This window comes from Lacipirellula sp., from assembly GCF_965279485.1.
In the GTDB taxonomy this organism is placed as follows: domain Bacteria; phylum Planctomycetota; class Planctomycetia; order Pirellulales; family Lacipirellulaceae; genus Lacipirellula.
This window is the reverse complement of sequence record NZ_CBDIIC010000002.1, coordinates 2,682,268-2,707,485: the sequence shown is the minus strand read 5'-3', so window position 1 is coordinate 2,707,485 and position 25,218 is coordinate 2,682,268. Positions and strand designations below refer to the sequence as shown.

The 25,218-nt window shown below is 63.0% G+C and carries 21 protein-coding genes; 12 read left to right on the top strand and 9 right to left on the bottom strand.

Features of this window, described 5'->3' with window-relative positions; genetic code table 11:
• Positions 1–25: 25 nt before the first annotated feature.
• The gene (locus tag ACQY7R_RS18430) at positions 26–235 is read left to right on the top strand and encodes a hypothetical protein (RefSeq protein ID WP_428307033.1); all 210 of its coding nucleotides are present in this window, start codon (positions 26–28) and stop codon (positions 233–235) included.
• A 281-nt stretch (positions 236–516) separates the two neighbouring features.
• Here ACQY7R_RS18430 and ACQY7R_RS18425 read toward each other — a convergent pair whose 3' ends face one another.
• Positions 517–1,047 (bottom strand): helix-turn-helix domain-containing protein, encoded by a 531-nt coding sequence (locus ACQY7R_RS18425; RefSeq protein ID WP_428307032.1) that lies wholly within the window; start codon positions 1,045–1,047, stop codon positions 517–519.
• A gap of 375 nt (positions 1,048–1,422) precedes the next feature.
• Here ACQY7R_RS18425 and ACQY7R_RS18420 point away from each other — a divergent pair, with 375 nt between their 5' ends.
• From ACQY7R_RS18420 to ACQY7R_RS18410, 3 genes are all read left to right on the top strand, one after another.
• Positions 1,423–2,868, top strand: coding sequence for a flavin-containing monooxygenase (locus ACQY7R_RS18420; RefSeq protein ID WP_428307031.1), 1,446 nt, complete (start codon positions 1,423–1,425; stop codon positions 2,866–2,868).
• A 765-nt stretch (positions 2,869–3,633) separates the two neighbouring features.
• Entirely contained in the window at positions 3,634–4,686 is a 1,053-nt protein-coding gene (locus tag ACQY7R_RS18415) for a DUF1559 domain-containing protein (protein ID WP_428307030.1), read from the top strand.
• A 190-nt stretch (positions 4,687–4,876) separates the two neighbouring features.
• Complete coding sequence (locus tag ACQY7R_RS18410; RefSeq protein WP_428307029.1) at positions 4,877–6,001, top strand: hypothetical protein; 1,125 nt, start codon at positions 4,877–4,879, stop codon at positions 5,999–6,001.
• Between the two features lie 168 nt (positions 6,002–6,169).
• Here ACQY7R_RS18410 and ACQY7R_RS18405 read toward each other — a convergent pair whose 3' ends face one another.
• Complete coding sequence (locus ACQY7R_RS18405; protein ID WP_428307028.1) at positions 6,170–6,697, bottom strand: nitroreductase family protein; 528 nt, start codon at positions 6,695–6,697, stop codon at positions 6,170–6,172.
• A 211-nt stretch (positions 6,698–6,908) separates the two neighbouring features.
• The gene (locus ACQY7R_RS18400; RefSeq protein WP_428307027.1) at positions 6,909–7,652 is read right to left on the bottom strand and encodes an MBL fold metallo-hydrolase; all 744 of its coding nucleotides are present in this window, start codon (positions 7,650–7,652) and stop codon (positions 6,909–6,911) included.
• Between the two features lie 248 nt (positions 7,653–7,900).
• Between ACQY7R_RS18400 and ACQY7R_RS18395 the strand changes: the two genes are divergently transcribed.
• Positions 7,901–8,215 carry a hypothetical protein gene (locus ACQY7R_RS18395; RefSeq protein ID WP_428307026.1) on the top strand — a complete coding sequence of 105 codons (315 nt, stop codon included), beginning with the start codon at positions 7,901–7,903 and terminating at the stop codon, positions 8,213–8,215.
• Positions 8,216–8,579: 364 nt separating this feature from the next.
• Here the strand turns inward: ACQY7R_RS18395 and ACQY7R_RS18390 are convergent, their stop codons facing one another.
• The 3 genes from ACQY7R_RS18390 to ACQY7R_RS18380 form a co-directional block, all read right to left on the bottom strand.
• Positions 8,580–9,905, bottom strand: a complete 1,326-nt coding sequence (locus ACQY7R_RS18390; RefSeq protein ID WP_428307025.1) for a DEAD/DEAH box helicase — start codon at positions 9,903–9,905, stop codon at positions 8,580–8,582.
• Between the two features lie 539 nt (positions 9,906–10,444).
• Entirely contained in the window at positions 10,445–10,684 is a 240-nt protein-coding gene (locus ACQY7R_RS18385) for a hypothetical protein (RefSeq protein WP_428307024.1), read from the bottom strand.
• A 675-nt stretch (positions 10,685–11,359) separates the two neighbouring features.
• Complete coding sequence (locus ACQY7R_RS18380) at positions 11,360–12,568, bottom strand: inositol-3-phosphate synthase (protein WP_428307023.1); 1,209 nt, start codon at positions 12,566–12,568, stop codon at positions 11,360–11,362.
• Positions 12,569–12,981: 413 nt separating this feature from the next.
• Between ACQY7R_RS18380 and ACQY7R_RS18375 the strand changes: the two genes are divergently transcribed.
• The 5 genes from ACQY7R_RS18375 to ACQY7R_RS18355 all read left to right on the top strand — a co-directional run bounded on the left by ACQY7R_RS18375 (position 12,982) and on the right by ACQY7R_RS18355 (position 20,092).
• The gene (locus tag ACQY7R_RS18375) at positions 12,982–14,190 is read left to right on the top strand and encodes an aromatic amino acid transaminase (RefSeq protein WP_428307022.1); all 1,209 of its coding nucleotides are present in this window, start codon (positions 12,982–12,984) and stop codon (positions 14,188–14,190) included.
• Positions 14,191–14,214: 24 nt separating this feature from the next.
• Positions 14,215–14,583 carry a hypothetical protein gene (locus ACQY7R_RS18370; RefSeq protein WP_428307021.1) on the top strand — a complete coding sequence of 123 codons (369 nt, stop codon included), beginning with the start codon at positions 14,215–14,217 and terminating at the stop codon, positions 14,581–14,583.
• Between the two features lie 21 nt (positions 14,584–14,604).
• The gene (glgA, locus tag ACQY7R_RS18365) at positions 14,605–16,092 is read left to right on the top strand and encodes a glycogen synthase GlgA (RefSeq protein ID WP_428307020.1); all 1,488 of its coding nucleotides are present in this window, start codon (positions 14,605–14,607) and stop codon (positions 16,090–16,092) included.
• Positions 16,093–16,414: 322 nt separating this feature from the next.
• Positions 16,415–17,416, top strand: coding sequence for a galactose-1-phosphate uridylyltransferase (locus ACQY7R_RS18360; RefSeq protein WP_428307019.1), 1,002 nt, complete (start codon positions 16,415–16,417; stop codon positions 17,414–17,416).
• 492 nt (positions 17,417–17,908) lie between these two features.
• Positions 17,909–20,092: an alpha-amylase/4-alpha-glucanotransferase domain-containing protein gene (locus ACQY7R_RS18355; RefSeq protein WP_428307018.1), complete on the top strand. Its 2,184-nt coding sequence runs from the start codon at positions 17,909–17,911 to the stop codon at positions 20,090–20,092.
• A 238-nt stretch (positions 20,093–20,330) separates the two neighbouring features.
• Here the strand turns inward: ACQY7R_RS18355 and bioD are convergent, their stop codons facing one another.
• Positions 20,331–21,026, bottom strand: a complete 696-nt coding sequence (bioD, locus tag ACQY7R_RS18350; RefSeq protein WP_428307017.1) for a dethiobiotin synthase — start codon at positions 21,024–21,026, stop codon at positions 20,331–20,333.
• Positions 21,027–21,120: 94 nt separating this feature from the next.
• On the bottom strand, positions 21,121–21,984 hold the full coding sequence (locus ACQY7R_RS18345; RefSeq protein WP_428307016.1) for a shikimate dehydrogenase family protein: 864 nt from the start codon (positions 21,982–21,984) through the stop codon (positions 21,121–21,123).
• A 299-nt stretch (positions 21,985–22,283) separates the two neighbouring features.
• On the opposite strand from ACQY7R_RS18345, the gene ACQY7R_RS18340 reads away from it, so the two are divergent.
• Positions 22,284–23,069: a hypothetical protein gene (locus tag ACQY7R_RS18340; RefSeq protein ID WP_428307015.1), complete on the top strand. Its 786-nt coding sequence runs from the start codon at positions 22,284–22,286 to the stop codon at positions 23,067–23,069.
• Between the two features lie 112 nt (positions 23,070–23,181).
• A complete protein-coding gene (locus ACQY7R_RS18335) occupies positions 23,182–23,937 on the top strand; it encodes a hypothetical protein (protein ID WP_428307014.1) in 756 nt (251 codons plus the stop codon).
• Between the two features lie 137 nt (positions 23,938–24,074).
• On the opposite strand, the gene ACQY7R_RS18330 is transcribed toward ACQY7R_RS18335, so the two are convergent.
• On the bottom strand, positions 24,075–24,911 hold the full coding sequence (locus tag ACQY7R_RS18330; RefSeq protein WP_428307013.1) for a class I SAM-dependent methyltransferase: 837 nt from the start codon (positions 24,909–24,911) through the stop codon (positions 24,075–24,077).
• Positions 24,912–25,218: the final 307 nt, after the last annotated feature.

The window sequence follows — 25,218 nt, the reverse complement described above, 5'->3', positions numbered from 1 at the left end:
GTGGCTTTTAATTTGGAGAATGATGATGAACGCAGAACAAATCACGGCGATGCGCGAGCAGGCGCTGGCCCAGATGACAAGCCTACTCGCCACGAGCGGGCCGACGATCACGGTGAACGACGAAGAGATTCCGTGGGCGCCGTTACTCGCGGCGCTCGAACGGACCGTCGATTGGTGCGATCGCAAGCTGGCGGAGTACATGCCGTATGAAGTGCGGTCCGTCGGCGAGACTTGAGCGTTCCAAGAATTGAACCGCCAAGGACGCCAAGGAAATACAAGGATGGAACCACAACGAGCACGATGAAGGCTGGCGATACTTTGGGATTCTTTGCGTCTTCGCGCCTTTGCGTGAGCTACGTCTTTCCTTTTAAAAATCTCTCGCAAAGGCGCAGAGGCGCAAAGGAAATACAAAAAAGAGAAGAATGAATTTGCTTCCGTCGTGTACGCTGTGCCGTTGCGGTTCAACTCCCTGCCCCATTTCCTTGGCGCACCTTGGCGGTTAAGGATTTTTGACTTTCACTCAATCGTCGTCACGCGCTGGTAAAGCAGCGCGATGATTTCGCTCAGGTGTTGCGACTCGGCGCTTTCGAGGATGACCGCCACTTGCGTCATCAACTCGCGGCGGCGGTTGGCGGCGGCGGCGTAGGCGAGGGCGCCCTCTTCGGTCAGCTCGCCGCCGACGGCGACGCGGCTGAAGAACTCTTCGAAGTCGGCTGGCGACCAGGCGGCAAACAGCTCAGGATGACGACGCACAATTTGCACCGCCGCCGGATTGGCGCGGCGATCGAACCGGGTCGCCTCTTCGCGGAGGTCGATGAATAAGTCGTCCACATCGATGCCGAGCCCCGTGGCTAGCTTGTGGAGCGTCCGGCTGTGGGGTTGCGTCGTGCCGCGGAGGAGGCTGCGAATCGTCCGTTCGTCGAGACCCGTCGCCTCCACGACTTGTAGCAGCGTCAGCCCCTGCTGGACCATGCAGCGGCGAACATTCTCGCCATGCAGCGTGCGGCGGGGCGTCGGCGGGGCGTCGATCGCGGGAGCTTGAGTCATCGACCGTCGGCTGGGAAACTAGAAATGGCGAGTTTCGGCGGTTGTGTACTTGTGTACACTCCCTGGGCTGCGTAGTCAACTCAATTTCCGGTGGCGGGAATTCGGGGAAATTAACCGCCAAGGTTCGCCAAGGAAATGCGGGGAGAGAATGGAAACACGACGGCACGGCGGGCACGACGTGGGATGGGTTGGTTCTTCGCTGATTTGTATTTCTTTGCGCCTCTGCGCCTTTGCGAGAGATCTTCTTAGTTAAAGAAATGTCTCACGCAAAGGCGCAGAGGCGCAAAGGAAATACGAATGCGGAGATAAGTGAATTTGCTTACGCCGTGTCCGTTGTGCCGTCGTGGTTCAGTTCTTCGTAGATAAGCTCATTTGATGATCGACCGCTCAGATAAATTTTGCATCATCGGCGCCGGCTCGTCCGGGATTGCGGCGGCGAAGAATTTTCTCGCGGCCGGCATTCCGTTCGATTGCCTGGAGCGCGAGGACGACGTCGGCGGCAACTGGTACTTCGGGGCGCCCTGCAGTCGGGTGTATGCGTCGACGCATCTCGTCTCGTCGAAGCCGCTGACTGAGTACAGCGACTTCCCGATGCCGGAGAAGTGGCCTGATTATCCGAGCCATCGGCAGACGCTCGCGTACTTGCGCGACTATGCTCGCCAGTTCGGGGTGTATGAGCGGATTGAGTTTGGCGTTGGGGTGGAGAGTGTTGAGCCGGCGAGAGAGAGTGGGCAGTGGGCAGTGGGCGGTGGGCAGGAGTTAGGAGAGGGAGGGGCGGTAGGCGGAGCGGACGTCTCGGAGTACCTCGATGTGACAGGCGCGGGCGGTACTCTGCGCGGACGTCTCGGAGTACCTCGACGTGACAGGGCTCAGGGGTGGATCGTCCGCACAACTAATGGCGAGGCGCGTCACTACCGCGGCGTTGTCATTGCCAACGGGCACAATTGGGATCCGCGCTGGCCCGAGTATCCGGGCGAGTTCGCCGGCGAGGCGATTCATTCGGCATCGTTCAAGTCGGCGGAAATGCTCCGCGGCAAGCGGGTGCTGGTGGTCGGCGGCGGCAACAGTGGTTGCGACATCGCGTGCGAGGCCGCGCTGCATGCCGACGAGGCGATTCTCAGCACGCGGCGAGCCTACCACATTCTGCCGAAGTTCATTCGCGGCCGGCCGGTCGATCAAGCGAACGAACTGTTGTTATGGCTCCGCGTGCCGTTGTGGGCTCGTCGCGTCGCCGGGGCCATCGTAAGCCATGCGGCTCTCGGCCCGGCGTGGCGCACCGGCGTGCCGAAGCCCGATCATCGGCTCTTTGAAAGCCATCCGATTCTCAACTCGCTGATTCATCACCACGTCGGGCACGGCCGGCTAGCGCTGCGGCCTGATATTGCGAGGTTCAACGGCAGCCGCGTCGAGTTCGTTGACGGCAGCGCGGCGGAGATCGACTTGGTCGTCTACGCCACCGGCTACCGCGTCAACATCCCGTTCATTGATCGCGAGCAACTCAACTGGCAGGGTGACGCCCCACGGTTGTTCATGAACGTGTTCCATCCCGAACGCGACGACCTCTTTTGCATCGGCCTCATCCAGCCCGACAGCGGCCAGTTCGGGCTCGTCGATTACCAGTCGCAACTGGTCGCTCGGTACCTGCAAGCAATCGACCGTGGGAGCGAGCGGGCCGAGGAGTTTCGGCGGCTCAAAGCGGCAGAACTGCCCGACCTGGGGAGCGGCGTGCGCTACATTCAGTCGCCGCGGCACACGCTGGAGGTGGAGCACTACAGTTACCGGCGACGGTTGCAGCGGCTGGCCAAGCGGTTGTCTCGGTAAGGGACGAGCGAATGTTGCGGCTGCTGCCGCTCTTGCTGCCGCATCGCCTCCCTGTCACGTCGAGGTACTCCGAGACGTCCGCTTCGCCTACCGCACTGCTTTGGGAGGATGATGCAGCTGCCAGCCGCATGAATTGCTAACTGTGTTGCTCCCGTGAGGAGCGACACAGTTCCCGGTCGTGATGGCGAACAGTGCCGCCCGTCGCGGGGCTCAGGGGCATCGCGGTGCTTCGAACCAGGGGCTGACGCCCCTGGCTACATCATGCCGCCCCTTCGGGGCTGGGCGTTACGCGGGGCAGCGTCTGCCGGGATGGGCGACGACCCCCGGGCGGAGCCCGGGGCTAGAAGTGATTGCCCCACCAACCGGGCAGGCGCCCCAGTTTTCTAGCGGTCTTTTGCACGGTCGTTACGATCCTTCTCCATTTGCTCGAATCGGGCTGCGGCCCGCCGCAAACTTCGGACGATCTGCCGAAAATTGCCGAAACCTTCGGTTAGCGTCAGATAAGAACCAATGGCGGTCCGGCGAAGGTTTGTCCAGTTCCGGTCTCTTCAAAGATCTACTGCGGAAGTGGCTGGCAATCGCCGGGAAAATCACCACGGTCGACGCGACGGCAGCGACGACGGCCGCGGGCTTTTGCGAACTCAAGAGTGTTAAGACCCTAGAATTCAGGCACTCTTGAGCGTTGGGCTTTTCTCGCTCCCCGATTCGGAACAACTGAGAACTTGGCCGGTCTGGCCCCCAAGCGACTCATCAAGGAACAGAACCATGGCTGTGCGGACTAAGAATGGTCGCCGGGGAGCGTCCCTCGGATTTACGTTGGTGGAACTGCTGGTGGTGATCGCGATCATCGGCGTGTTGGTGGCCTTGCTGTTGCCGGCCGTCCAGGCTGCCCGCGAGGCGGCTCGGCGGAACCAGTGCCTCAACAACTTCAAGCAGTTGGGGCTGGCGATGCAGAATCATCATGGGGCCTTCAACTACCTCCCCGTCGACGTCAATCGGCAACCGAACGATCCAAAACACCGGCTAATGCCGTACTTGCAACTCCTTCCGTTTATGGAAGGCTCGGCCTTGAAGGCTGCATACGACCCGACCAAATCAGCTAACAGCGCGCAAAACAAGCAATTGATGGCGCGTGAAGAGCCGGCGCTCAAGTGCCCTAGCGACGAGTCGTACTTAGTAACCGTCTCCGGAAACGATTCGTCGGAAGATAATGGTGGGGATCGCAAAGCCAGCTACGGCTTTAACTATGGATACGGTAACTACAGCCAACTGTATGCAGATACGTCGCGGCGCGGCCCGTTCTGGGCAAATCCAGGCGCACCTGCCGCGGCGAACAAGAATGAGAACTGGCGGTTTAGTACGGCTAACGGCGCTGCCAAAGATGACAATTCCGGACAGCAGATCGGCTACAAAAACATCAGCGACGGGCTCAGCAACACCTATCTGCAGATGGAAATGCGCCAGGTTCCTTCCGATGTCGAACAGGACCGACGCGGCCGAGTTTGGATTTCCAATCCAGCTGCGTATCAGGTCATGACGCTGATGGGCCCGAATTCAAGTTTCGCCGACGTCACGGCTTGCAGCGACTTGAATGATGCGATTGCTCCGTGCGAGAAGAAAACGGGCAATGCAGGTATTCCGCTAATGAATCTTGCGGCGCGAAGCCAGCACGCAGGCGGCGTCAATGCGTCAAAGTGCGATGGTTCGGCAGAATTCATCAGCGACGGCATTGACTTGGCCGTCTGGAGGGCGTCCAGCACGGCTGCTGGCGATGACCCGCCATTGGTTGTCAATTTGCCGGAAAGCAACGGCCTGTAGCGCCGACGTGTAGAGCGAGCCATCTGATTCAAACCGGCTCCGCCGTTCTGATCTTTTACGCAAGCCTCCCAGCTCATTCCCGCGAACTCCTTAGTTGATCGCGGCCATGAGGGGAGGCGTTGCTATGTCGTGTTCGATTCGCGTCTTTTCTCACCGCACGCGCTCCTCCGACCACAATGCAGGTAGTCCGATGAAGTTCGCCATCTCACGCGTTCGCTGCGCCGCGCTTCTCGCCTTCTCATGCGTTGTTGCGGAGGCGCAGGCCGCCCCCGTCGTCGCCACGAAGCGCACGACGCTCAATCACAGCGAGAAGACCTCAGCGTTTTTTACGGTGAGCGTCGATGGGACGGGGACATACACCGCCGAGGATGGCTGGGCGCCCATCGCCGCCACGCAGGGCGCGGTCGCGACGGCCGTCACGACCAAAAAAAGTTTCTCCATTGCCGGTGACTCGACCGCCGTGGGGAATTGGATTGACGGCAACCGCATCCCCGCCGGCATCACGCTGAAATTCGACGCCGAGCTCACCATCACAGCGATACCGGCGCCTGGAAGCTACCTCACCATGCCCGGCGTCAACTCATCGATCAGTGCCGCTAACCGCGGCATCGGCGTGACGCAGACCTTTGGCCCCACCGGCATCAACGACATCAACCTAAGCGCTGGGCTCGAGTTCAGCGCGGTGACTGTCTCGAACGTCAGCTTCACCGGCACGCCTACCGAAACGGGTTTCACGTTCACGCCGGGAGGCGTTTCCAACTTCGGCACGACCGTGTTTCGTTCGAACGTTTTCCAAGAGGCAAACCACGGCATGGTGTTAACGCCGATCAACGCCCCGGCCAACACGATCGGGTTCGGCACGGCGACGGGAGCGATCGCGAGCAATCTGGTGATGGACAACAACTTCGGCGGATCAGGCGCTTCCAGCAGCGTCTTCGCTCGCCAAACAGGTCCGTACACGCTCGTGGTGACGCAGGGGGCCGGTTGCATCAAGGGCCTCGCGATGGATTACGACGTCACCTACGACGTCTCGGCGAGCGGCGGTGCCGTCAACGCCGACTTCAATGGTGACAGCATTGTCGACGGGGCTGACTTCCTCATCTGGCAACGCGGTTCGGGGATTGCTTCCGGCGCGACGCGTGAGCAAGGCGATGCTGACGGCGACGGCGTCGTCGGGCCGCTCGACCTGGATGCTTGGAAGACGAACTTCGGAACGGGCGCTGCGGCGGTTGTAGTCGCTGCCGTTCCCGAACCGGCTGCCGCTCTGTTGATGGGGGCGGCCGTGTTGTCGATCGCCGCCGTTCGGCGACGGTAAGTGATCGGAACCCTGTCACGTCTTGAGAACCCTGTCACGTCGAGGTACTCCGAGACGTCCGGCTAGAGTACCGTTTGGTTCACCGGCAGGCTGAGCGGACCCCTCGGAGTACCTCGGGGTGACAGGGTTCTGGGGTGACAGGGATCGGCGGTGACGTAGTTCAGGGCGTTAGAGCGGAGCGCGATCGCCCCAGCGGCCGCTGAAGACGAACTCGCTGAGCGGCTTTCTCGTTCGCGGCGCGAGGTCGCGTTGGCGTTGGTGCTCAGGCAGCGAGTTCGGGTCGCCCTCGTAGCCGATGGCGATCGCCGTCAGCGGCTCGATACCGGCAGGGATGGCGAACAATTCGCGGGCTCGTTCCGGATGGATGCCAATCATTTGGTGGACCAATAGGCCGCGCGAGGTCGCCTCGAAGGTAAGGCTAGCGCTGGCGGCGCCAAGATCGTGCGGGGCGGCCAGGTTGGGCTCTCCGTTGCGAGCGTGAGTCGTTGCGTAGCAGCCGATGGCTAGGACGCTGGCGTGGCGAGCCCAAACTTGATTCGCGTCGACCAAGCAGCTGAGGACCTTTGCAAACTCTTCAGCGTTGGAACGCTTCGCGACGATGTACGACCACGGCTGCTCGTTGCGCGACGAGGCTGCCCACCGGGCCGCTTCCAGCAGCGACAGCAAGTCGGCGTCGGAGATTTCGCGATCTGCCATCGCGCAGGGGCTCCATCGCGCGGCGAGATGGGGGTGGATGGGATGGTCTGGGGTGGCTTGTTTCAGTGGGTTCATGGGGATGTCTTTCGTTAGGTCAGAAACCCTGTCGCGTCGAGGCGCCCCGAGACGTCCGGCCAGAGTACTGTTTGGTTCACCGGCAGGCTAAGCGGACCCATCGGAGTACCTCGACGTGACAAGGTTCGGGGTTCTGTCAGAAGTCGATTGCCATGCCGTCGACGCCGAGCTCCGTCTTCGGAAAGACCCGCCGAGCTGCCGTCAGATCGATGCTCGCATCGTCATCGATCAGCGGATTGACGTGCACCAGCACCAGTCGGCCGGCCTTGGCCTTCGCAGCGACGGCGACGACGTCGCTCAGGCAGCTGTGGCCCGTGAGTTCCGCTTGCTCCGGGCAGTCGTCGATGAAGTAGCTCTCGTGGATGAGCAGATCGACGCCGCGGATTTTTTCCACGTACTCGGCGTCGACGTGCGCCGTCGTATCGGTGACGTACGCCAGCGAGCGATCAGGCCAGTCGATGCGGAAGCCTACCGAGCCGCCGGGGTGCCGCAGCGGGAAGTGGGTGAGCCGGCCGCCATCTTGCAGCGTGAACTCCGCCGGGAGCGTCTGCAACTCCAGCGGCGGCATCGCGGGGAACATCAGCTCGGCTAGCAAATGTTCTCGAATGGCTTTCAACTTGTCTGGCTCGGCGTAGGCGGTGACGCGGCCTAGCTGCGGCGCCTCGGCCCGCACGTCCCACAGGTACGTCAGCCCCTGGCAGTGGTCGAGATGAACGTGCGACAGAAACACGTCGAGCGTCTCGGTCTGCACGTGCTTAGCAACGCGGTAGAACCCGGTGCCGGCGTCAAGGACGAGCCCGCTCTCGGGCAGCATCAGGCACGCCGTCTGGCGACGGTCGTTCGCGTGATAGCCGGTGGTGCCGAGGAGCAGCAATTTCATGTCGAGCAAATCGGCCTGGGGGGCGAGGCAATGGGGCCATTGTAGAAAGGGGGGGCGGAAACCACCACTATGGGGGAGCTTACCGTTAAATAGGCCCGCCTGCCGTGACGAGACCGGAGCAACTCTGCCTTACAACTCATGAAAGCGGGCGGCTAGCAATTCCGGCAGCGGAGTTGCACGTGGGCGGGAGGTTGTTGGTAGACTAGGTGCTGCGGCGGACGGCGGTGAGAAACGATGAGGCTGCAACGATGACGTGGCAATGCGTGAAGTGCGATACGCCGATCGAAATTCGGTTTGACGCCTGCGGCAACTGCGGGACGCATCGAGGGACGGCGACGACGGTTCGCCAAGCCACGCCGTTCAAGGTCCGCTTCAGCCTCCGCACGCTTCTGCTCGCCATGACCCTCTTAGCGCCGACGTTCTTGTTGAGCGCGAAGATCTGGGAACAGATTCTCCTGGCTCTGGCCGTGGGGTCGATCGCCACGGCAGTGGGCGTCTTCGTGACGCGCTCGCTGATCGACGCCATTTACCGCGGCATCGATCGTTGGACCGGACGGCGGTAGGGCCGGATGATGCGCAAATAACGTCGAGTTATCCTTCCCCGTGTTTACGCCAACGGCGTTACATCCTCCAGCCCAGGGTAGATCGCGCACGCGATCTACCCTGGGATCGTGTTACCGCACGCATCACAACCCTGAAAGGGTTGCAGATGCTAACGTTGCGGCGTCGGCTGATTCAACCCTTCCAGGGTTGCCGTTCAGCTGGCCAGCATACCCGGGGTAGATTGCTGCGCAATCAACCCCGGGCTGGATGACGGAATCCCGTTGGGATTCGTGTTGCGTGTAGAAGTCGAAGCGAGAGGTCCCGCTCCGCGCTTTCTCGGATGTCGAAGCAACTGGGCGCGTGTGCGGGGTCGCCGGTCTGTTGTTACAACCCGCGGCGATGGCGCCGTGGCGCACGCTTGCCTGGCGGTGGCGGCGGGGCGGGCTTCGGCGGGCCTTCCGGTTCGGCGGGAGTTCCCGGGGCTGAGCCGGCAGCGCCGTTCGCGTGGCCTTCTTGCGGCGGAGCGGCTTGGGCGACCGTGACGAAGCCTTCGATCTCGTCCCGCGTCAACAGCTTGTTGATCAGCATCTCGATCCGCGTTAGCTCGATGCCCTGTTCCGGCGTGACGAACGTGAACGCGATCCCTTCGCGGCCCATGCGGCCGGTGCGGCCGACGCGGTGGACGTAATCGTCCGACGACTGCGGCATGTCGAAGTTGATGATGTGCGAGACGCTGCTCACGTCGATGCCGCGGCCTACGACGTCGGTCGCCACCAGGATCGAACATTCTTCGGCGCGGAACGACTTCATCACGCGGTCGCGGACGTTCTGCGCCATGTCGCCGTGGATGCACTCGACGCCGTGGATCTTCTGCGACAGCTTGCGGTGGACCTTGTCGCAACCGCGCTTCGTGCGGCAGAAGATAATCGTCTGCGGCGGTTGCTCGCGCTTCAGCAGTTTGATCAGCAGATCGAATTTCCGCGAATCGTCGACGGTGAAGTACCGCTGCTCAATCGTGTCGACCGACTTCCCCTTGGGGGAGAAGTCCATGATCTCCGGCTCGATCATGTAACGCTGGGCGAGGCGTTCGATCGCCGGGGCGACCGTGGCGCTCAGCAGCAGCGTTTGCCGTTTGGCGGGGCAGCGGCGGAGGATTTTTTCGATGTCGGGGCGGAAGCCGATGTCGAGCATGCGGTCGGCTTCATCGAGAACGACGAACTCGAGCTGATCGAGCAGCAGCGTGCCGCGGCCGAGGTGGTCGAGGATGCGGCCCGGGGTGCCGATGACGATGTCGGCGCCTTTCTGGAGGCGGGCGATCTGCGTCTTCAGCGGTTTGCCGCCGTAGATGGCGGTGGCGCGGACCTTGCGACCGTGCGAGAGGCGTTCGATTTCGTCGCGAACCTGAACCGCAAGTTCGCGGGTCGGAACCATCACCAGCGCGCGGGGCTGGTGGTTGCGGCCGGGCTGATCGAGCTTCTCGAGGATCGGAATGCCGAACGACGCGGTCTTGCCGGTGCCGGTGCGCGCCTGGCCGAGCACATCGGCGCCGGCGAGGATTCGCGGAATGATGCCGGCTTGGACAGGGCTGGGGACTTCGTAACCGACGTGCTCGAGCGCAGCGAGCATCGTGTCGGAGAGGCCGAGTTCAGTGAAGCGGGCGGTCGGAGCGGGAGCGGTCGCTTCGTCGGCGGGGTCGAGAGTTTCAGCCAAGGGGGGAACGGTTCCGTAGAGGGGCTGCCGAGAGACGGCGGCCAGGATCGCGGCGTTTTCGCGGAAATTGATCGGGTTAGCCTAACATGGGGCAGGGGGGAGGGTCAACTTGGGCCCTTTCCGGCTTGGTTGAGCGGGGGAAGAGGCAACCACGAAGGCGCCAAAGCTCGAAGGACGCACGGAGGGAATGCGGGGAGTTTTTGCCACGAAACACACGAAGCACACTAAACAGGTTGGACGGGGAATTTCACCGCTGTTGGACGCTGATCATCGCTCATAGAACTCATTAATTAAGTCCATCAGCGGTTTAGGTATTCCCGCGATCCCCTCTGATTTGGTGTGCTTCGTGTGTTTCGTGGCAAAAATGCATTTCTTCTTGGCGCTCCTGGCGTTCTTGGCGGTTCAATTCTTCGTATTCCGTCTCTTCGTGCGTCGTCGCGTCCTTAGCGCCTTCGTGGTTCATCCGCGCAACAAAAAAAGGCCGGCCGCGCCCGAGGGCGCGGTCGGCCTGCGATCTATCGCACTTCAAAGCAAGCGGCTTACATGCCGGCCGGCTTCTTGGTGGCTGGCTTGGCAGCCGGAGCGGCCTTCTTTGCAGCAGCCTTCTTCTTCGGCGACTTCTTGGCGGCAGCCTTCTTCGCTGGCTTGGCGGCCTTGGGGGCCTTCTTCGCAGCGGCCTTCTTCTTCGGCGACTTCTTGGCGGTCGCGGCCTTCTTGGCAGCCTTCTTCTTGGGGCTCTTCTTCGCAGCCTTCTTCGGGGCAGCTTTCTTCGTAGCCATAGCCTTACGGCTCCTTCCCTGGTAGCGCCCAGAGTTTAAAAGGTCCCCTCCTAGGGCGCTGAGATAAGGAGGCAAGACCCGGTATCAGGCGAAGCCATTCAACTCGGCCCTCGCGGGCTTCGCGGAAACGCTCCGAGATGTCCTAGAAATTTAAAACGTCCTGTGGGGAAACAATCCTTGCGAACCCAGAAACGAAAGACGGTGCGTCGCGACGATCAATAGGAGGCGAACAATGTATTGATGATTCGTCAGTCGCGATCGGTCCGTGGTTGAAGCTGTTAAAGCGATGGATGAAAGAGTGATAGGACGCCGCGGGTAGTCCAACAGTTGCGGCGGCGGTCGAAGTCGTCTCGTCGTGGTTGTCGAAATCTTGCTTGGTCTTTTATTGAAATGACCTTGTCGCTGGCATGCGACCGCTAACACTGCGCGCATTGAAGCAATTATCGCGGGAACGAGTCAAGGCGAGTTGTAGAAAAATCTCGATTTCGCGCGAGAATATTTTGCGACGCGATGATGAGCACGCGCTGATCTGAGCGCGCGACGCATATGAAGCGCGTCGCTCCGAGGGACTCCGAGGAGTCCGCGAGCGTGATCGATGCGAGGCTCATTGAGAGGCAAAGCGGACCCCTCGGAGTACCTCGGGGTGACAGGGTTCGGGGCAATGCGCGGCGTCGATTATTGCGCCGCTTGAGCCCACGCTTCGAGCGCCCGGTATTGATCCGCAAACGCCGGCGGCGGGTTGCCTTGCGGGCTCTTGAAAAAGCTCGCTAGCCACGGCAACGCCCCTGTTTCGCCGCGTTTTTTCGCCAGCGCCGTGAATCGCACGAGGTCGATCGCGAGCGGCGCCGCGAGGATCGAATCGCACCCTTGCCAGGTGAACTGCAGCGTCATCGGCGTGCCGAGGAACCCTTGGAAGTGGATGTGATCCCACGCCGTCTTCCAGTCGCCGAGACTCTCGATGTGCTCGATCGAAATGAGCGTCTGCGGAGTGTATCCGAGGATGTCGGTGATGAGCCGATCCTTGCTCTGAATCTTCGCCTGCTTGTTGGCGGGGTCGTCGAGCACCTTGCCGTCGAGGTTGCCAAAAATATTATGGCCGACCCAGCTCATGACCTGCAGATTTCGCGCGGCGAACATCGGCGCCAGCACGCTCTTCATCAATGTTTCACCGGTCTTGCCGTCGCGACCGGCGTGACATGTGTGGCGTAGTCGCGCGAGCTCATCGATGCCCGCGGGGAGTGCCCCCAAAGAGGGGGTGAAGTTCACGAACGGCAGCCCGAGATCGAGCGCTGCGATCGCATAGAGCGAGCTCGCCGGCAGCGGGCAGTCGGGCCGCGCGAGCGACGCCTCGGCCTCGGCCCACGTGGCGGGCCAGAGGGCCTGATTCGGCAGCGGCTCGGTCGACGAGACGTTGAGAATCACCACCGTGTCGAGCTTGTGGCGCGTTTGGAAGTCGGTCAGATCGGCTTGCAGTCGCTTAAGAATGTCACGCGGCAGTTGCTCGGCGGGGTTCGCCGGCGGCGGGAAGTCGGCGAGCTCGGTGATCTTCGCCCCCACGTTCCAGAGCGTGCCGGGGCGGATCTCGGCATCGATCTTCTCCAACTCCGGCCGGCAGGCGGCGACCAGCTGCGGCGAAAGGACGCGGCTCTCGCGGTGGAGGCGTTCCAACTCGTCGGCCAGCGGGGCTGAGCGGATCTCGTGGCCGCCGATGACGATGTCGTCCCACTTCGCGAGCGGCAGGTGGGCGAATTGCGGCAGCTCGCTCACCAGGGCGGTGCCGTCGGCGAGGCCGAGCCGCTGGGCGATGATCCCGGCAATGGCGGTGACGGCGACGCCCCCGCGGGCGCCGATGAGCCAGAGACCGAGACGCTGAGTCGTTGCCATCGATGATTCCGTATCTAGCCCCTGGCTCTGCCAGGGGGTGAAGTGCCGGTGGGCGGAGCGTTGCGACGGTGCGACCCCCCGGCGGAGCCGGGGGCCAGGAATAGAGCCGCACGGAGTGCCGCCGGGGCTCGTCTGACGCCTTGGAACAGGCTGCCGCGGGACTTATCATTGTCGCATGCGCCGCGCGGGAGGGTCAACGGGCGGCAGTGCAAGGGATCGGTGATCGGGGATCAGTGATCCGAAGCGACCAACGGCGTTCCAATCGCCAAGAGCCATCTAGCCCCGTCGTTTGCGGTAGGTCGCAGGGCGAGCCTCGCGGCTAGATGGGTTGTCTGTATATGTCAGCCGGTGCATATGGGCGGCGGTGATTCATCACACCGATCACGGATCACCGATCACACCAAAGGGTAATCATGCTAGAGCGAATTGAGGCGGCTCCTAAGGACGCGATTTTGGGATTGGGCGAGGCGTTCAAGGCCGACCCGCGCAGCGAGAAGATCAATCTCAGCGTCGGCGTCTATCAAGACGAGAACGGCAAGACGCCCCTCCTGGAATGCGTGAAGGAAGCGGAACGCCGCCTCGCCGCCAATCCGACGACCAAGTCGTACCTGCCGATCTCCGGCCTCGCCGAGTATTGCAAGGCGACGGCCGAGCTGGCGTTCGGCGCCGGCAGCGAGCCGCTCGCGAGCAAGCGCGTCGCGTGGGCCCAGACCCCCGGCGGCACCGGGGCGCTTCGCGTCTCGGCCGACTTCATCGCGGGGAACCTCAACGGCGCCACCGTCTGGATGAGCGAGCCGACCTGGCCGAACCATCCGCAGATCTTCAATGCCGCCGGCATCACGACGAAGACCTACCCCTATTTCGACGCGCCGAACAACGCGCTCAACCTCGCCGGGATGCTCGCCGCGATCGAGAAGATGGCGCCGGGCGACGTCATTCTGCTCCACGGCTGCTGCCACAACCCGACCGGCATCGACCCGACTGCGGCCCAGTGGAAGCAAATCGCCGACGCAGTGTTCGCCCGCGGCGTGCTGCCGCTGCTCGACTTCGCCTACCAAGGCTTTGGCGACGGGCTTGAGGAAGACGCCGTCGGCTTGAAGGAGTTCTGCCGCCCGGGCGCCGAGCTGATGGTTTGCAGCTCGTACTCGAAGAACTTTGGCCTCTACCGCGAACGCGTCGGCGCCCTGTTCGTCGTCGCCCCCACGGCGGCCGCGGCGAGCAGCGTCCAGACGCAGATCGACAAGGTGATCCGCTCGAACTACTCGAACCCGCCGGCCCACGGCGGCGAAGTGGTCGCGGCGATCCTCCGCGACGCCGACCTCCGCAAGCAGTGGGAAGGCGAAGTCACCACGATGCGCAACCGGATCAACGACATGCGGCATGCCCTGGTCAAGGCGCTCGTCACCCAAGGCGTGCCGGGTGATTATTCGTTCATGACCCGCCAACGCGGCATGTTCTCGTTCTCGGGCCTCACGAAAGAGCAGGTCGAGACGCTCCGGTCCGAGTATGCGATCTATATTGTCGGATCAGGCCGCATCAACGTCGCGGGCCTCACCCCGGCCAACATCGACCGCGTCGCCCAGTGCATCGGCGAAGTCGTGGGCCAGACGGTTAAGGGATAAGTCACGTCATGCAAGGGGGCATGTATGCAGCGACCGACCCGCTACTTCCTGCTGGCACTAGACGGGGCGTTGCTGATCAATTTTTCCGTTGCGGTGGCGATGTATGCGTGCCCTATCTTTTTATTGTCGTTTTATGGCGGTCCTGATTCGAGCAGCAAAGAGATCGCGACTTCACTATCAGTTCGAGCGATTCCGTCAATTGCGATACTGCTGATCACGACAGTCGCTGCAGTACGCGTATGGAAGGAATCGCAGGGCGGAGCTGTTATCACACTACTTGCGGTATTGCTCTCGATTGCACTTTTTATCTACGAGACTCAGTTTCGCGGAGAAGATTTTGCGCTTTTCGGATCGAACCCCGATACCATTTATTTGAAGTGGTTCTGGTATTGAACAACAGACGGATAGCCATCAGTGAATATTCTGTTCGCCACCTCTGAGGCGGCTCCGTTTTCGAAGACCGGCGGGCTCGGCGACGTTTGCGGCGCCTTGCCGCGTGAGCTCGCGCGCCTGGGCCACAAGCCGATCATCATCCTGCCGGCGTTCCGCCAGGCGCGGAACGCCGACATCCCGATCGAACCGACCGGCGTCTCGGTCGAGATTCCGATTGGGCAGAAGATGGTTCGCGGCCACTACCTCCGCACGCGGCTGCCAGGCTCGGACGTGCCGGTGTTCCTGATCGCTCAGGACGATTACTACGATCGCCCGCAGCTCTATCGTGAAGATGGCGAAGACTACAAGGACAACTGCGAGCGGTTCACCTTCTACTGCCGGGCGACGCTCGAAGCGATTCAGCGGCTCGAGCTGCGGGTCGATGCGATCCACTGCCACGATTGGTGCGCGGGCCTCATTCCCGCTTACCTGAAGACCCTCTACGCCGACCGGGCGCCATGGCGCGGGCTCACGAGCCTGCTGACGATTCACAACCTCGCCTACCAGGGCAACTTCTGGCACTGGGACATGGCCCTTACCGGGCTCGACTGGCGTTACTTCAACTGGCGGCAGATGGAGTTCTACGGCAACCTCAGCTTCCTGAAGACGGGCATCGTCTTCGCCGACGCGGTCACCACCGTCAGCCCGACCTACTCCCGCGAGATCCTGTCATCGCCGCTCGGCTGCGGGCTGGAGGGAACGCTGCAGCATCGCATCGCCGACCTCAGCGGCATCATCAACGGCGTCGACTACGACCAATGGAACCCGGCGATCGATCGCTACCTCGGCCCGAACCGGTTCAGCGTCCACGATTTCGCCGCCGGCAAAGCCCGCTGCAAGGCCGATATCCAAGAGCGCGCCGGCCTGCCAGTGCGGAACGACGTGCCGCTGCTCGCCGCGATTGGCCGCCTTGCCGACCAAAAGGGTTTTGATCTGATCACCCGCGTGATGCGGCATTGGGCCGAACGCGTCGACGCTCAGTGGATCATCCTCGGCACGGGCGAACCGAAGTACCACGACTTGCTGACGCAGCTGGCCCGCGAGTTCCCCGACCGCATCGCCGTGCGGCTGGAGTTCAGCGACGAGCTGGCCCACCGCATCGAGGCGGGCGCCGACATCTTCGTGATGCCAAGTCAGTACGAACCGTGCGGCTTGAACCAGCTCTACAGCCTGCAGTACGGCACCGTGCCGGTGGTGCGGGCGACCGGCGGACTCGTCGACACGGTGATCGACGCGAACGAGCAAACCCTCGCCGACGGCACGGCGACGGGCTTTAAGTTTGAGGATTACACGTCGCTCGCCCTCGCCGAAGCGCTCGAGCGGGCCCTCGCCACCTTCGGCGACAAGGCCGCCTGGAACCGCCTGATCGAAGCCGGCATGCGGCAAGACTGGTCGTGGGGCAACAGCGCGCAGCAGTACGCAGAGCTCTACGAACGCACCGTCGCCCGCGGCCCATTGCCAATTGAGTGAGTTGCGCATCAGTAGCCGCGGGTCAACGACCCGCCGGAGCGGTGCCAGAGGATTAACCACGACGGCACAACGAACACGACGAAATGCAAAATCAGGAATTGAACCGCCAAGGACGCCAAGGTTCGCCAAGAAAAGGCAAGTTCTCCCAATCTCCTTTGCGCCTCTGCGCCTTTGCGTGAGATCCTCCTGGGAAGGAATTGTCTCACGCAAAGGCGCGAAGACGCAAAGAGAAGACGAGGCAGAGGGAATTCGTTCGCTCCTCGTCGTGCCGTCGTGGTTCAATTTTCCCGTGTTACTCGGCGGTTAAGTCAGAACGGTTCCCATGCCTGAACTTCGCATCGATCCCATCATCGGCCGGCGGGTGTACATCGCCGAGGATCGCGCGGGGCGGCCGAGTGATTATTCGGCACACGAGGCGACTGGCCGCGTCGTTTCTTCAGCGCCGGCCTCGCCGGCGGCTCATCCGAACTGCCCCTTCTGCGCCGGCAATGAAGCTTACACGCCGGTCGCGGAGCTGACGGTGAGCGATGCCGGCGGCCAGTGGCAGTGCCGCGTCGTGCCGAACAAGTATCCCGCGGTGCGGACCGATCAGCCGGTCGAGGGGGCGTTCGGCGCCCACGAGGTGATCATCGAATCGCCTGAGCATCTACTCGACGTCACCCGGCTGGGGCTGGAGCGTTTAACGGCCGTAGTTCGCGTCTACCGCGATCGCCTCCGTCACTGGGCCGCGCAGCCGGGCATCCGCCATGGGCTTGTGTTCAAGAACTCCGGTTGCGACGCCGGGGCCTCGCTCGAGCATATCCACAGCCAAGTGACGGCCGTGCCGTTCGTGCTGCCAGTGGTCGAGCGCGAACTCGCGGCGGCGGAGCGGTTTTACGGTTCGCAGGGGACGTGCATTTTCTGCGACTTGCTGCAGCGGGAACTCGCCGCCGGGCAGCGCGTCGTGGCGAGCGCCGGCGCCTACGCGGTCGTCACGCCCCACGCCCCACGGCAGCCGTATGAGATGTGGCTGCTCCCCCGGACGCATGCCGCTCGCTTTGACCAACTCGCCGACGGAGCAATCGAGCCGCTCGCCGCTACGCTGCTCGACGCCCTCGAGCGGCTGCAAGCAGTCGCCCCCGGCTGCCCCTACAACCTGCTCCTCCACACGGCGCCGTTCGACGACGAGCACGCGGCGTCGTACCACTGGCACTGGGAAATCGTCCCCCGCCTGGCCCACGAAGCCGGCCTCGAATGGGGCGGCGGCGTCCACATCTGTCCCCTCTCGCCAGAAAACGCGGCCCAACGGCTGATTCACCACGACGGCACGACGGCCACGACGTAAGGCAGAAGACTGAACCGCCAAGGACGCCAAGGAAAGGCCCGATCTCCCCGATTTCCTTTGCGTCTCTGCGCCTTTGCGTGAGATCTTCTGAGGAAGGAATTGTCTCACGCAAAGGCGCGAAGGCGCAAAGGGAAGACGAGGCAGAGGGAATTCGTTCGCTCCTCGTCGTGTCGTCGTGGTTCAACTTCTCCCCGCACAGCCGGTTTCACCTCCCCAGCCCGTCGCTTGGCTCGCGATTCGCATTGCGAATCTTCCGAATCAAATCAACTGTCGTGTCAAAACGCGCCGATTCAGTAAGCTGGGTTGACTTGGTTGCCGCTCGCGGCTGTGCCAGTTAGCCCGACGAATGCCCGCGTCAGGTCAACGTGATTTGCACAATCCGCAGCAAGAACGCTAGCCTCGCCGCGCAAAACCCGCAAATATAGTACGACTCGCCACCCCCGCGCGATTCAACAGGGAAGCCCCGCCGCGCCAGCCCCACTCTACGCCGCCATGAATCAGCCTTTGCGCCTTGTGCTCGTCCTGCACAACCACCAACCAATCGGCAACTTCGACGGAGTCTTCGAGCAGTCCTACCAAGACAGCTATCTCCCGTTCCTCAACGTCTTTGAACGTTACGAGGGGCTGAAGATTGGTCTCCACACGAGCGGCTCGCTGATGGAGTGGCTCGACGCCCGCCATCCCGAGTACGTCGACCGCTTGGCGAACCTGGTCGCCGCCGGCCGGATCGAAATCGTCGGCGGTCCGTTCTTCGAACCGATCATGACGATGATCCCGTCGCGCGATCGCGTCGGCCAAATCACCAGCTACACCGACTGGCTGCAACGCCGCATGGGCGCCAAGGTCCGCGGCATGTGGATGCCGGAACGCGTCTGGGAGCAATCGCTCACCGGCGACATCGTTCGCGCCGGCATCGAGTACACGATTCTCGACGACTTCCACTTCAAGAACGCCGGCCTCGGCGAAGAGCAGCTCGACGGCTACTACGTCACCGAAGAGGATGGCTGCATCCTGCGCGTCGCCCCGGGCAGCGAAAAGCTCCGCTACACGATTCCGTTCCAGCCACCGCAAGACACGATCGAGTACCTCCGCGGCGTCGCCGAGCGTCGTCCCGGCGCGGTCGTCTTCTTCGGCGACGACGGCGAGAAGTTCGGCACTTGGCCCGGCACCCGCGAACACGTTTACGATCGCGGCTGGCTGACGCAGTTCTTCGACGCGCTGCAGCACAATTCCGATTGGATCAAGCTCACGACGCCGAGCGAAGCGTTCGACAACGTCGCGCCGCTGGGGAAGGTCTACATCCCCGAAGGCAGCTACCGCGAAATGGTCGAGTGGGCCCTGCCGGCGTCGCGGATCAATCAGTTCGAAGACTCGAAGCACGAGCTCGAACACCACGGACAGTGGGACATGATCAAGCCGTTCGTTCGTGGCGGCTACTGGCGGAACTTCAAAGTGAAGTACCCCGAAACGAACGAGATGTACGCCCGCATGCAGATGGTCAGCCGCCGACTGCAGGAGATGGTCGACGACGGCGCCGCCGGCGACCTGATCGATCAAGCTCGCCTCGAGCTCTACCGCGGCCAATGCAATTGTAGCTACTGGCACGGCGCGTTCGGCGGCGTTTACCTGCCGCACTTGCGGAACGCCGTCTACCAAAAGCTGATCGCCGCGAACAACCTGCTCGACCAATACGAAAACCGCGGTTGGCAAGCCGACCAGCAGCCGTGGGTTGAAATCAGCTCGGCCGACTACAACCTCGACGGTCGTCCCGAAGTGAAGATCGCCAGCAACCGGCTGCTCGGCCTCGTGTCGCCGGCTGAAGGCGGCCAGCTGTACGAGCTCGACGTAAAGTCGATCTGCCACAACTTGCTCGCGACGCTCGCCCGGCGCCAGGAAGCGTATCACCGTGCGGTCCTTCGCGGCCCGTCGGTCGATGGCGAGAATGTCTCCAGCATTCACGATCGCGTCGTGTTCAAGCAAGAAGGCCTGAACGAACGGCTCGGCTACGATCGCTGGCAGCGGAATTCGCTGGTCGACCACTTCTTCGCGGCCGATGCCGATCTCGCTGCGGTCTCGCAAGGGCGTGCGGAAGAGCAGGGCGATTTCGTCCTCGCTCCGTACGAAGCGAAGCTCCGCCGCAACGATGGCCGCGTCCAGGTGCAGCTCTCACGAACCGGCTTCGTGCAAGGCCGCCAAGTGAAGCTCACCAAGGGCATCACGCTCAACGCCGGCGACTCGACGCTGGAGATCGCCTACCTGCTCGAAAACGTGCCGTCCGACATCGGGCTGCACTTCGCTCCCGAGTTCAACTTCGCCGGTCTGCCCTCGGGCGCCGACGACCGTTACTTCTCGGGCGCCCACGGACATCGCCTCGGCCAACTCGGCCACCAGCTCGACCTGCAAGGCATGACGCAGCTGAGCCTGACCGACGAATGGCTCGGCATCAGCGTCCACCTGAAGTTCGACCAGCCCGCCGCGATCTGGACCTACCCGGTCGAGACGGTGAGCCAGTCGGAGGGCGGGTTCGAACTGGTGCACCAATCGTGCGCCGTGCTGCCTCACTGGACCGTCATTCCGGACGCCGAAGGCCGCTGGAGCATGACGATGCGGATGACCGTCGACACGCAAATGGCGGAATCGCGGATGCCGCAGTGGGCCGAAGCGGCGGCTGTGTAAATGCCTCACCATTAAGGCTCGAAGGTACTGCGAGAGTCACTAAGAAGATTTCGACCGCGAGTCACGCGAGGGGGCGTGACTCGCGGTTTTTTATTATCGATTTCCTTTGCACCTCTGCGCCTTTGCGTGAGGCAATTCTTTCCTCGGAAGATCTCACGCAAAGGCGCAGAGGCGCAAAGGAAATACAAGAGTAGAGGGGCTCGTTCGTTTCTCGTCGTGCCCGTTGTGCCGTCGTGGTTCAATTCGGTTTCATCGTGGCGAGTGCAAACCAATCGACCGGCTGATCGAACGTACTCGCGCCGTATGAGATCGTCGCGAGCAGCGGTGCATCGCAGCGGGCGGCAAGCTCCTCCGCATTTGACGCCAAGCTCGCATCACTGGGCCGCTCAGTCGCCTGGTTCAACACGACGCCCGCGATCGGTAAGTGCGGCGCACGCGTCCGAGCGGTGATGAGCGTTTGCAGCGTCGCGTTGATCACGCCGAGTTCGTTCGCCGCGACGATCACCAGCGGCAGCCCCAGTTCCGCGGCGAGGTCGATGTTGTAATCGACGTCGCTCAGCGGCGACATCAGCCCGCCGGCGCCCTCGACGATGACGATCTCGCTCGCCGCGAGCCATGGTTCGAGGCCCGTCCGCAAGAGCGTCGCATCAACGCGACGCCCCTCTGCCTGCGCCGCCCGCGGCGGCGCGAGCGGCGCCAGGAATCGCTGCGGGCAAACTTGTTCCAACGTCAGCGGCCGCCCCGCCGCTTCCCACAGCGCCACCGCATCCTCGGCGATCAGCCCCTCAGCTGTCGCCAGGCAGCCGCTCGCTGCAGGCTTGTAAACGCCGACGCGCCGTCCGCTCGCGGCAAGCGTTCGCGCAATCATCGCCGCCACATGCGTCTTACCGACTTCAGTATTCGTGCCGGCGATGAGCAGACCGCGTATTGCCATGAAATACTTTTTGCCGCGAAGAGGCGCAAGCAACGCAAGAAATTAAGAATGCGGAGTGGAGATTGCTTTTTGCGTCTCTTGTGCCTTTTCGCGGCTAAAGAACAAGAAACTCTTCCACCGCTTCGCGCATCGCTTCGCGGTCCGGCTTCTCGCCGGTCCACAGCTCGAACGCCACCGACGCCTGCTCCACGAGCAACGTCAGGCCGTCGACCGTTGGCAGCGCCCGCTTGCGCGCGTCGCGCATCAGCCGCGTCGTCGGCGGGTTGAACGTCATGTCGCACACCAGCAACTCCGCCGGCAGCGCGTCAATGTTTAGCGGCAACGCCGCCTTGCCGTCGTACCGGCCGACCGGCGTCGCGTTGAGCAGCAGCCGCACGTCGTTGCCGACGGCGATCTCGCCATTCTTCGGCCACGGCGTCACCCGGCACTCAACCGCCGCCGTGCTTGGATCGCTCTTCAGCGATTCCACCAGCGGCACCGCTTGCGTCGGTTCGACGCACACGAGCTCCAGCGACGCGGCCCCGGCGAGCGCGAGCTCCGCTGCGATCGACTTCGCCGTCCGTCCGGCGCCAAGAATGATCGCGTGCAGCCCCTTCGTCGCCACGTACGGCTCGGCCAGCCGCCGCATCGCGATCCCCTCGGTGTTCACGCCACGCAGGCCGCCGTCGTGCTGCTGCAGGCAGTTCACTTGCCCGCTCAGCCGAGCGGAGTCGCTCACCGATTCGAGATAGCGATGCACCTCGCCGCGATGGGGCGGGGCGAGCATGATGCCGCGGAACTCGAAGATGCGTGCGCCTTTGAGGGCCATCTCAAAATCGACGGCCGAGACCTCGAAGGTGAGGAATCGCCAATCGAGATTCGCCACCGCGAACGCCTTCTCGAGCATGTACTGTGTCGGGTTGCCGGCCACGGGGTCGCCCATCAAGCAACAGACGTCTTGCTGGGGATGAGTCGACATGCGGCGGCGATCAAGAGAAGGCGAAGGGACGGAGAGTCGCGGTCGAACCCAGCCTGCCAGCGAACCTGGCGGCCGTGCGACTGCTACGATCGCCCCATTCTCCCCCGCCAGAGCGGTATTTTCAACCGCTCTGCCGACCGGCCCGCAACCCCGCTCGCAGGGGAATTCGACTGGGGTGACTAGAATGAAGGGAGAAGCACCGAGATCCGCCGTCATCCTTCGCTTCGCTCAGAATTACGGTGTGAGCTCTATCTATCCTCCCACTGCCCACTGCCCACTGCCCACTGCCCACTGCCCCCGTGCCCAACTTCTACCACCGCCCCCTGACTTGGCTCTTCTGGATCGCGGCCCTCTGCCTCGATGCGGTGGCGTTGTCGATCAACAACGAAGGCCCCTTCGCCTCGGCGCTCGGCCTCGGGCAGCTCTTCGTCGTCAGCGGTTGGCTCGTACTCGGCCGCAGTCACTCGCTCGCACGGGCCTCGTGGTTCGTGGCTCTCCTTATCCTCCTCGTCGCACCCGACTACCTCATCCCGCGCTGGCGTTCGTCGATGCATCAAGACGTCGTCTGGCCGCACGTCCTCGCGCTGATGACCGCGGCTGGCACCTTCACCGCATTCGCAACCGCCGTTTGGGCCGCGTTTCTCTGGAACGTCTCCATTCCCGCACCGCAGCCGCCGCGCAAGCCGCAGTATTCGATTGCCGCGCTCCTCGGTTGGATGACAGTCTTGGCGCTGAGCACCACCTGCGTCCGCCTCGCCGACTTCTCGCTCTTGAACGAAACTCCCCGCCACCTCGTTAGCGGCAGCGGCCTCGCCGGCGCCGCCGCGATCTTCATCGCCGCGAGCATTGGCCCCCACCGCGAAAGCTGGCTCGCCCGCCTCCTGAGCGCCATCGGCTTCATCGCTTGCATCGGCGTGATGGCCGCCGCCGGCGTTCCGCTCGAAGCCGCCGCCGTCGCCACAGGCGCGCTCGTGTTCGTCGTTGTGTGGACGATCGTGGTGCGGATCGATGCGCATCGCCAGACGGCGACGCCAGCCATTCCGGCGCCGGTCAGTCAGCTCCGCCTCGTCGTCGACGACGCCTAACCAATCTCGCCCGGCGACTCCGCAATCGGCTAGAATGCCGACTCGGCAAGTTTCCGTTGCCGCCTTCGCAGGCGCGAACGACAATTCTTGCTCAGGCCCGTTCGAGGTCGGTATGAGTCGCTCGCTGCTGAAGCCGTTTTCATCGCTGTATGTCGTGATCGGCTTGTTGCTGACGATTGTCCTGATTTTGGCCGAGTTCGAACCGAGTGGTAATCTGTTCTTCACGGTCGGTTTATTCATCGGCCAGCTGTGGCTCATCGGCGGCTGGGCGGCGGCCGGCCGCGCGTCGCGAATCGTGCGCGGCGTCGGGTCGCTCGGCGGCATGTTGCTGATGACGACCGTAATTAGCTTCATGACCGGCGAGTGGGGACCTGCGTTGGCCCCCAGCTGCATCATCGCGGCCCCGGCGTTCGCCGCGGCGCTCGTCATGAAAATCATTCTCGGCCGACGCGAGCGTTTTCAGTTTCAGATTACCGAAGTACTTGCCTGGATGGTCGTCGTCGCCATTGCCGCGTCGGTGCTGGCGCTAGGCGAATTTCGAGAAGTTCTTTCGGAGACCGAACCGCTCGTGCGAATCGTCATTGTCGGAGGCGTCGCCGGTCTGCTGGTCGCCTTTCACCGTTTCCGACAATCGATCCCCTGGCGACTGCGGCTATTCTGCTGGGGTGGCTTCGCGGCCATGCTGGTCGCCTTCAACCTCATCAACCATCGAACGCCGGACCAAGCCATCAACGATGCTTTTGTCGTTAGCGCCATCTATTTGGCTGGAGCACTGACGGCGAGCGCCGCCGATCGCCGGCTGATAGACGCCACAGCGGCGCAGACGCCGCCGGCGGAGCGGCTCGACGCGATCGCTCAAGAGAATTGACCGCCGCCTGGATCGCAACGTCGCAAGGAAACCTAGCTCCGGGCTCCGCCCGGGGGTCGCGCACCATGCCGATGGAGCGTCGCCCCTACTTCACGCCGACCCCCGGGCGGAGCCCGGGGCTAGAACTGACGAACGATCTAATCGCTCAATAAGATCGAACGACTTTCCAAGGAGCGCTCGCTCCCCCGCCGCGCTTTGATCCTCACATACGGCGCCACAAACTGCGCCCGATGCGCAAAGCTCCCCTGCTCGGCGTCGCGCTCGGCATGCATCGGCTCCAGCACGTCCTCAATCGCAAACCCCGCGCGGCAAATACCGCCCAGCAACTGCTCCCAGCGGTGGAGGTACTCGAGCGTCCCCCGCTCGCGCAATCGGCTTGGTTCGGCAGGGGGCAACGGCCCTTCGCGATAGTAGCGCTCGGCGAGAGCGTAGTTGCCGCCAGAGCGTTCGGGCCGCAGCGTTGCTTGCAAGCTCGTCGGCGACTTGTGCTGGCTTACGTACAACCCGCCCGGCCGCGTCACTCGCGCGACCGCCGCGAACACCGGCGCTACGTCGGCGATGTAGCAGGTGCTCACCGGGTGAATCACGAGATCGAATTCGCCCGCGGCGAACATCGACAACTCGTCCATCGACGTCTGCACGAGCCGGGCGTCGAAGCCGCGCTCGCGGGCGACGGCGCGATCGAGCGCGAGCATCTCGTCGCTAATGTCGACGACGGTGATCTGCGCCCCAGCCGCCGCGTAGAGCGAACTATGCCGACCGCCGCCGGCCGCGAGGCACAGCACTCGCCAGCCGCGAATATCGGGGCCGAGCCATCCCGCCGGATCGACCGTCGCGAGCGGATTCGCGAGTTCGTCGTCACGCGCCGGTTGAGCGAGCGGGACGCCGTCACGCGCGAGTGCATTCCACGCCCGCGCGTTGTGAGCGACGCTGGCCGATGGGCCGGGCGAGTCGTGCTGAGCGTCTCGATGCAACAGAAAAAGCCCGCGAGATGGTTCGGAAAGATAACTCCAGGTGCCCCATCGATTGAACCATCCCGCGGGCAGTTTGTCACCCAGTGATGCGAGTCACCGGTGCGTCTCTTCAACCCACAGTACCGCCCCATACGGTTTTGCCAAGAAATTGGTTCAACGATGTTTCGCCTGCAGTGCCAGCGTTTGGCGAAGGGCCCGCGAATCACGTGAATCCTCGCGAATGAGAAAAAGTTGGCCACAAGCCATTCGCAAACATTCTCGCAATTCGCGGGCTGCTTTTTGATTGCTTTCGGCCACTCAACTTTAG

Coding starts and splice junctions, on each gene's coding strand:
- ACQY7R_RS18430 (WP_428307033.1), top strand. CDS start 26: ATGAACGCAGAACAAATCACGGCGATGCGCGAGCAGGCGCTGGCCCAG.
- ACQY7R_RS18425 (WP_428307032.1), bottom strand. CDS start 1,047: ATGACTCAAGCTCCCGCGATCGACGCCCCGCCGACGCCCCGCCGCACG.
- ACQY7R_RS18420 (WP_428307031.1), top strand. CDS start 1,423: ATGATCGACCGCTCAGATAAATTTTGCATCATCGGCGCCGGCTCGTCC.
- ACQY7R_RS18415 (WP_428307030.1), top strand. CDS start 3,634: ATGGCTGTGCGGACTAAGAATGGTCGCCGGGGAGCGTCCCTCGGATTT.
- ACQY7R_RS18410 (WP_428307029.1), top strand. CDS start 4,877: ATGAAGTTCGCCATCTCACGCGTTCGCTGCGCCGCGCTTCTCGCCTTC.
- ACQY7R_RS18405 (WP_428307028.1), bottom strand. CDS start 6,697: ATGGCAGATCGCGAAATCTCCGACGCCGACTTGCTGTCGCTGCTGGAA.
- ACQY7R_RS18400 (WP_428307027.1), bottom strand. CDS start 7,652: ATGAAATTGCTGCTCCTCGGCACCACCGGCTATCACGCGAACGACCGT.
- ACQY7R_RS18395 (WP_428307026.1), top strand. CDS start 7,901: ATGACGTGGCAATGCGTGAAGTGCGATACGCCGATCGAAATTCGGTTT.
- ACQY7R_RS18385 (WP_428307024.1), bottom strand. CDS start 10,684: ATGGCTACGAAGAAAGCTGCCCCGAAGAAGGCTGCGAAGAAGAGCCCC.
- ACQY7R_RS18380 (WP_428307023.1), bottom strand. CDS start 12,568: ATGGCAACGACTCAGCGTCTCGGTCTCTGGCTCATCGGCGCCCGCGGG.
- ACQY7R_RS18375 (WP_428307022.1), top strand. CDS start 12,982: ATGCTAGAGCGAATTGAGGCGGCTCCTAAGGACGCGATTTTGGGATTG.
- ACQY7R_RS18370 (WP_428307021.1), top strand. CDS start 14,215: ATGCAGCGACCGACCCGCTACTTCCTGCTGGCACTAGACGGGGCGTTG.
- ACQY7R_RS18360 (WP_428307019.1), top strand. CDS start 16,415: ATGCCTGAACTTCGCATCGATCCCATCATCGGCCGGCGGGTGTACATC.
- ACQY7R_RS18355 (WP_428307018.1), top strand. CDS start 17,909: ATGAATCAGCCTTTGCGCCTTGTGCTCGTCCTGCACAACCACCAACCA.
- bioD (WP_428307017.1), bottom strand. CDS start 21,026: ATGGCAATACGCGGTCTGCTCATCGCCGGCACGAATACTGAAGTCGGT.
- ACQY7R_RS18345 (WP_428307016.1), bottom strand. CDS start 21,984: ATGTCGACTCATCCCCAGCAAGACGTCTGTTGCTTGATGGGCGACCCC.
- ACQY7R_RS18335 (WP_428307014.1), top strand. CDS start 23,182: ATGAGTCGCTCGCTGCTGAAGCCGTTTTCATCGCTGTATGTCGTGATC.